Source organism: Clostridium sp. (assembly GCF_021372645.1).
Taxonomy (GTDB): Bacteria; Bacillota; Clostridia; order Clostridiales; family Clostridiaceae; genus Clostridium.
Map to the genome: position 1 here is coordinate 1 of NZ_JAJFUC010000092.1, position 6280 is coordinate 6280.

Annotated in this window: 7 protein-coding genes and 1 other RNA gene; 1 reads left to right on the forward strand and 7 read right to left on the reverse strand. The window is 28.4% G+C overall.

Annotation, left to right across the window (positions count from 1 at the left end):
- Positions 1-149 precede the first annotated feature (149 nt).
- Positions 150-1001, forward strand: coding sequence for a PHP domain-containing protein (locus tag LLF98_RS13835; protein WP_291704580.1), 852 nt, complete (start codon positions 150-152; stop codon positions 999-1001).
- A gap of 182 nt (positions 1002-1183) precedes the next feature.
- Here the strand turns inward: LLF98_RS13835 and LLF98_RS13840 are convergent, their stop codons facing one another.
- From LLF98_RS13840 to LLF98_RS13870, 7 genes are all read right to left on the reverse strand, one after another.
- A complete protein-coding gene (locus LLF98_RS13840) occupies positions 1184-2581 on the reverse strand; it encodes an aminopeptidase (protein WP_291704581.1) in 1398 nt (465 codons plus the stop codon).
- Between the two features lie 33 nt (positions 2582-2614).
- Complete coding sequence (gene hprK, locus LLF98_RS13845; RefSeq protein ID WP_291704583.1) at positions 2615-3526, reverse strand: HPr(Ser) kinase/phosphatase; 912 nt, start codon at positions 3524-3526, stop codon at positions 2615-2617.
- A 19-nt stretch (positions 3527-3545) separates the two neighbouring features.
- On the reverse strand, positions 3546-3731 hold the full coding sequence (locus LLF98_RS13850; RefSeq protein ID WP_291704584.1) for a DUF896 domain-containing protein: 186 nt from the start codon (positions 3729-3731) through the stop codon (positions 3546-3548).
- A gap of 308 nt (positions 3732-4039) precedes the next feature.
- Positions 4040-4232, reverse strand: a non-coding RNA gene (gene ssrS, locus LLF98_RS13855) — 6S RNA.
- A 58-nt stretch (positions 4233-4290) separates the two neighbouring features.
- Positions 4291-4689: a hypothetical protein gene (locus LLF98_RS13860; RefSeq protein WP_291704586.1), complete on the reverse strand. Its 399-nt coding sequence runs from the start codon at positions 4687-4689 to the stop codon at positions 4291-4293.
- Between the two features lie 17 nt (positions 4690-4706).
- Positions 4707-4952, reverse strand: a complete 246-nt coding sequence (locus LLF98_RS13865) for a DUF1292 domain-containing protein (protein ID WP_291704588.1) — start codon at positions 4950-4952, stop codon at positions 4707-4709.
- A 447-nt stretch (positions 4953-5399) separates the two neighbouring features.
- Positions 5400-5933 carry an ECF transporter S component gene (locus tag LLF98_RS13870; RefSeq protein WP_291704590.1) on the reverse strand — a complete coding sequence of 178 codons (534 nt, stop codon included), beginning with the start codon at positions 5931-5933 and terminating at the stop codon, positions 5400-5402.
- Positions 5934-6280 lie beyond the last annotated feature (347 nt).

Here is a 6280-nt window from a genome sequence, read left to right on the forward strand (position 1 = left end):
CTTTTTAAGTAGCAAAGCCTATTGAGTGTTATAGCAAACAGGAGTAGCCTTGGCAAAACTGGACACTATGAAGTAGGAAAGAAACAAAATTATAGACTTTTATATTCTTTTTGTAAAGTTTTATAGAATTTTGGTAACGGTTATATTATATGCTTAAAGTGGATTTCCATGTCCATACAACAACTTCAGATGGAGTTCTCTCTCCCGCAGAAGTTGTTCAAAGAGCTCATAAAAATAAGGTTAAATACCTAGCCATAACTGATCATGATACTTTAGCTGGCTTGAATGAAGCTATTGAAGAAAGTATTAAATATGATATCACTTTAATTCCTGGGATTGAATTATCAACTCAGCATAATAATGAGAGTATCCATATTTTAGGTTTTTTTAAAGATGATAACTTTAAAAATGAAGAACTTATAAAAGAATTGATTAAAATTAAAAATCATAGAGTTATTAGAGCAAAAAATATAATACATAAGCTTAAAGAAGAATTTAATATAGAGATTAGCTTTGAAAAAATTTTTAAGGATGCTAAAGACACTATTGCTAGACCACATATTGCTAGAGAAATAATTAATTGTGGTTATCCGTATACTATGGAAGAAGTTTTCAATAAATTTATTGGTAATGGTTGCAAAGCTTATGTTCCTACCTTAAAATTATCTACTAATGAAGGCTTAAAACTTCTGAAAAAATTTAATACTCTTGTATTTTTAGCCCATCCTAAATTGATTTTTAATTCTAGTATAGATGATTTTTTATCTATGAATTTTGATGGCTTGGAATCCATTTATTATCAAAATACAAATGAGGAAAATTACAAGTTTTTAAAATTGGCAAATGAAAACAATTTATTAATTTCTTGTGGTTCTGATTTTCATGGTAGTTTAAAAACAGATACTCGTCATGGAGATATTGGTTCTATGGAACTTCCATATGAATATTTATCAAAATTGCTTTCCGCCTTAAATGTATCATCAGATACAATTGACAGTTGACAATTGTGGTACAATTTTCTTTGGAAATAGATCATTATTACATATAGAAATTCTTATGGAATTTCTTACATTAAAAGAGATATCATAAAATAACGTTATTAAGTTATTTTATGATATCTCTTTTTTTAAGGCATATTAAACTAAATGACAAGTCAGTATGCTAGCCTATTTTGTTTCATATACTAAGCTTCTATTAAAAAAGCTCTATAACCCTTCATTGTTTCAAATATATCGACTTTACTTGCAACTTCCCATGGTGCATGCATATTATGAAGTGCAACCCCACAATCTATTACTTCCATATTATATTGAGCTAATATATATGCAATAGTTCCACCACCACCAATATCAACCTTGCCAAGTTCTGCTGTTTGAATTGAAACATCATGTTTTTCCATTATACTTCTAAGTTCTGCCATATATTCGGCGTTAGCATCATTACAACCTGATTTCCCTCTAGCTCCAGTATATTTGTTAAATACCATACCTCTACCAAAGAATGCTGCATTTTTCTTTTCCATTACAGATGGATAATTAGGATCAAACGCTGCACTAACATCAGATGATAACATTTTGGAATTAGTAAGGCATCTTCTTAATTTAAGATCTGAATATCCTTCTACTTTATCAATAACTTCTGCAACTATATTTTCAAAGAATCTTGATTGCATTCCAGTAGCTCCAATGCTTCCTACTTCTTCTTTATCAACCAATAAACAGCAACAAGTCTTATCAGTTTCTCTTATGTTAAACATGGCCATTAATGAAGTATATGAGCATACTCTATCATCATGTCCATAAGCCATGATCATGCTTCTATCTAATCCATAATCTCTAGCTTTTCCTGCTGGAACAATTTCTATTTCAGCTGATAAGAAATCTTCTTCCTCAAAATCATATTTTTCTTTAAGTATCTTTAAAATATTAGCCTTAACAGCGTCTTTTTCAGTTCCTTTTAAAGGCATGCTTCCAACCAATACATTAAGATCTTCACCCTCAACTACCTTATCACCTTTTTTACCCATTTGATCTCCTGCTAAATGAACTAAAAGATCAGATACACCGACAACAGGATCACTTTCATCTTCACCAATACAAATATCTATTACAGTTCCATCTTTCTTTACTACCACACCATGTAATGCCAATGGCAAAGTAACCCATTGATATTTTTTAATACCACCATAATAATGTGTATCAAGTAATACTAACTCACTATCTTCATAAATTGGATTTTGCTTTGCATCTAATCTTGGCGAATCAATATGAGCTCCCAATATTTTCAATCCCTTTTCCATTGGCTCATTTCCTATAATAAATAATGCAATTGTTTTTCCTTTATTATTTGCAAAAACCTTATCTCCTGGTTTTAACTTTGTATTATCGTGAAGAATTTCTTCTATGTCTTTATATCCCTCAGCTTTTGCTAATTTAATTGCTTCTTTAACACATTCTCTTTCTGTTTTACAAGTAGACATAAAATTTTTATATCCCTCACAAAATTTAAATATCTCTTTAACTTGTTTATCATTATATTTATTCCATGCATTTTTATTCAAATCTTTTTTTTCATTCTTCATAAGTCATTCCTCCTCGTAATTTTATGAAAATATTTATACATTATTCAGGTCATTCATTCTATTTTCTATTACATCAACTGGTGTAATTTTAGACATTAGGGCATATCTATAATTAACTGCTGCTGCCTCTATAATAACTGCAATATTCCTACCTGGTCTGATTGGAACTGTTAACTTTTTCACGTCTATTCCTAGTATATTCATATATTCATTATCAATTCCTAGTCTATCATAATCGTTATCATCTTTCCAATGTTCAAAGTGCATAACTAATCTTATTTCTTTTTCTTGAACAACTGAACTTAATCCATATAATGTGGTAACATCAATAATACCAATACCTCTAACCTCTAACATACCTATAGTTATTTTAGGAGATGTTCCTATTAATTGTCCATCTATTTCTTTTATGTCAACAGCATCATCAGTAACAAGTCTATGTCCTCTTTTTATTAACTCTAATGCCGTTTCACTTTTTCCTATTCCACTTTCTCCAGTAATTAATATACCTATCCCAGAAACATCTACCAAAACACCATGTAATCTTGTCTCTGGTGCAAGTTTATCTGCCAAATATATGGTAGTTTTGCTTATAAGCTGCGTAGTTACTAGATTACTTCTAAGAAACCATATGTTATGATTTTTTGCTTCCTTTGCAAATTCCGGATGTGGTTCTAACCCTCTAGTTATAATTAAACAATTTATATCAAAACTAAAATATTTTTTCACTCTTTTCTTTCTAAGTTCTATTTGCATGTAATCTAAGAAACTCCACTCTGCTTTTCCAATAACTTGGATTCTCTCAGGAGCAAAATAATTATAAAAACCTGATAATTGTAGTCCTGGTCTATTTATATCATTTATTGAAATTTCTACATCTTCTTTACCTTCTACCAATACTTCTAAATTTAAATCATCTATTAGTTTTTTAACTAAAACTCCCAATCTTCATCACCCTTTTTTTCTATTTATTAGCTTTTATTCCATCAAGTTGTGATTTGAAATTTCTTTTAACATTATCTATGTATCTTTGTCTAAGTTTCCCTTGTAACTCTTTTTCTTCTTTTGTTAGTTCTCTTTCTTGACTAGTTTTGTATAATAAATTAATTTTTTCTACAACATCCTCTATTTTTATCTTTTGAACATCCATTATATTTCCATCCTTTCCATTCTATATATCAATAATTTTACCATTTAACATAATATAATCAATATGAAAATTTTCGACACAAATTGTTTTTTTATAAACTCATGTCGAACGCTTTTTTTGTAAAATATATACAATTGTATTTTTATGTTGCACGTAATAAATAGAAAAATATACTTTAACCTACTTTGTTCCAATTTAATACAATTGAAGCCTGAAATTTAGATTTAATCAAGCTTTCAGGCTTCAAAAATTCTATACTGTTCTTATGCGTAAAAAAACACCTCATTACTGAGGTGTTGAATTCAATCATAGTTCCCAACATGCCGTTCACCTATATATTCAATACCTGCGGCTCGCAGGTGGGTTATACGCAATTCACTTCTGTCATCTTCTGTCACAATAAGTGATTAAATGAAGCCCGACATTTATGAATGTATTGCAAATCCCGATAATGTCATGTAGGTTGAATATTATAAGCATTCTCGTACATCTCAGGAAAACTATAATCTAATTATATCATAACTTTTTATATTTTCAAGAATATTTTAATAATAGATTTTTACTCATAGTAATCGTTTAAAATATCTTCCATTTCTATATCAGTTAATTCATCCGAAAATGATGCGATAAACTTAAAATAACTAGAATCTCCATTCTCTATTCCAAGTTCTTTATACTTAGCTTCTATTTCAAACTCCTCCACTATATCTTCCATTATTGATTCAATATTGTCCACTGCAATATCTCTTAAATATGGGATATAATATTCATTATACCATTCATCACTTTCTGGTTCAAAATCACTTTCTTCAGTTGAATAAGTTTTTGCTGCATTTAACTCTTCTTTATCAAAGTCATAATAAAATCTCACTATTGTATAATTACTTTTTCGCTTTATTTCTTCTATGTCTGCTAAGTCATTATCTTCTAAATAGTTTAATATTTCTGAACTCTTCATTAATTTCACCTCTCTACTTAGTACAATAATTTTTTATATTCTTTTTTTATTTCTTCAAATTCTTGATTATCTTCTACAAGATTTAGCTCTTCATTACCATTTTCATCTATATCTACTCTAAACGCAAACATATCTTCACTTTCTTCATCTACTGGTGATAATAATAGATATCCTTGTTCTTCTAAATAAATCTTTGCTATTGCCTCAAAATCAACTTTATTTCCATCTTCATCTTTAAATGACATTATTTCTTTTTCTTCCAAATCGTTCACCTCATTTTTTATTAACTTAAAGTTTATTTTACTTATAGATTCCTAAATTAATTAAAGCTAAATTAATTATACTTCCATAACTCAAATTTTAAATTATCTAACTTTATTATATGATATTTGATATTTTTGTCTATATTTTTTTAATATTTTTTCAACAATTTATAATTATTTTTTTAACTTTGAATTAACAATTTACAATTCACAGTACACAATTATTGAATTTTCTCTTCGAGCCTGTTCCTTAATTGCCCACTGGGTACCCTAAAGGGCATGAATTGCACATTCATTAAATTATAAATAGTGTATTATATCTATATTCTAACCGCCGAAAATCCTATATTTTCCCAAACATAAAAAAGCTCACTGCATTTTTAATATATTGCATTGAGCTTTCTCATTAAAAAATCATAATTAAATTAAGTTTTTGTATTTTTATAACTATATTGCTTGCTGAGTTTTAAAATCTCCAAAAACATTATAAATATTTTTCTTTCTTGACCTTGCTACTGCTTTCACTATTGAATATGCTATTACACTATCAGCACAATGATGTAATATTGTTCCAATAGCTGTTACTATTAATAACTGATAAACATTAAATCCTATAAAAGGTATTACAACTAACATTTCTAATAATCCATGGATAGGTGCTGTGATAGCTGCTGCTTTAATATAACTCTTATTTTTCATAATTATTCTTGCTCCAATATATCCTACAACAATATGTGTAGCTGCTCTTGCTACTACTGGTGCTGGTGTTCCTGATATAATAAAACCAATTGTAGAACCAATTCCAACTACAATTGCCACAGCTGGTGATATTAACATAGCTAACATCATTGGCACATGTGCAGCCAAAGTTGCTGTAAATGGTGGAATAATAATCTTTAAAAATCCAAATTGAATAGGAATTATAATTGCGAGTGCAGTAAGTAATCCTGCATATACCATCTGTCTAATTTTATTGTTCATTTATTTCATTGCCTCCTTATTCATTAGCTGTATATACATCAGTATATATTATGTGTACTTATAAGTAAATATTTTAATAAAATTTGTATACTATTTATGTATCATAATTAAAAATAAATATACTTGGTACTGGTTCTGCTATGGTTACAAAGTGTTACAATACATGTTTCACTTTATCAAAATATAAAAAAATACAGGTATTTCACAAGAGGCCACTGAAAAAGTGCCCTCACTCTATTTTAAGAATTAAAAAGTATAATTCCAATACGTTTAGTATTGGGAATATGCTTTTTTTGTTATATAATTTATTTATTAAGACTAAGCAAGGTGGTAAATAAATGTTAAAG

Bases quoted from the DNA above. Each gene is read 5' to 3' on its own strand.
- LLF98_RS13835 (WP_291704580.1), top strand. From the start codon at position 150: ATGCTTAAAGTGGATTTCCATGTCCATACAACAACTTCAGATGGAGTT.
- LLF98_RS13840 (WP_291704581.1), bottom strand. From the start codon at position 2,581: ATGAAGAATGAAAAAAAAGATTTGAATAAAAATGCATGGAATAAATAT.
- LLF98_RS13850 (WP_291704584.1), bottom strand. From the start codon at position 3,731: ATGGATGTTCAAAAGATAAAAATAGAGGATGTTGTAGAAAAAATTAAT.
- LLF98_RS13860 (WP_291704586.1), bottom strand. From the start codon at position 4,689: ATGAAGAGTTCAGAAATATTAAACTATTTAGAAGATAATGACTTAGCA.
- LLF98_RS13870 (WP_291704590.1), bottom strand. From the start codon at position 5,933: ATGAACAATAAAATTAGACAGATGGTATATGCAGGATTACTTACTGCA.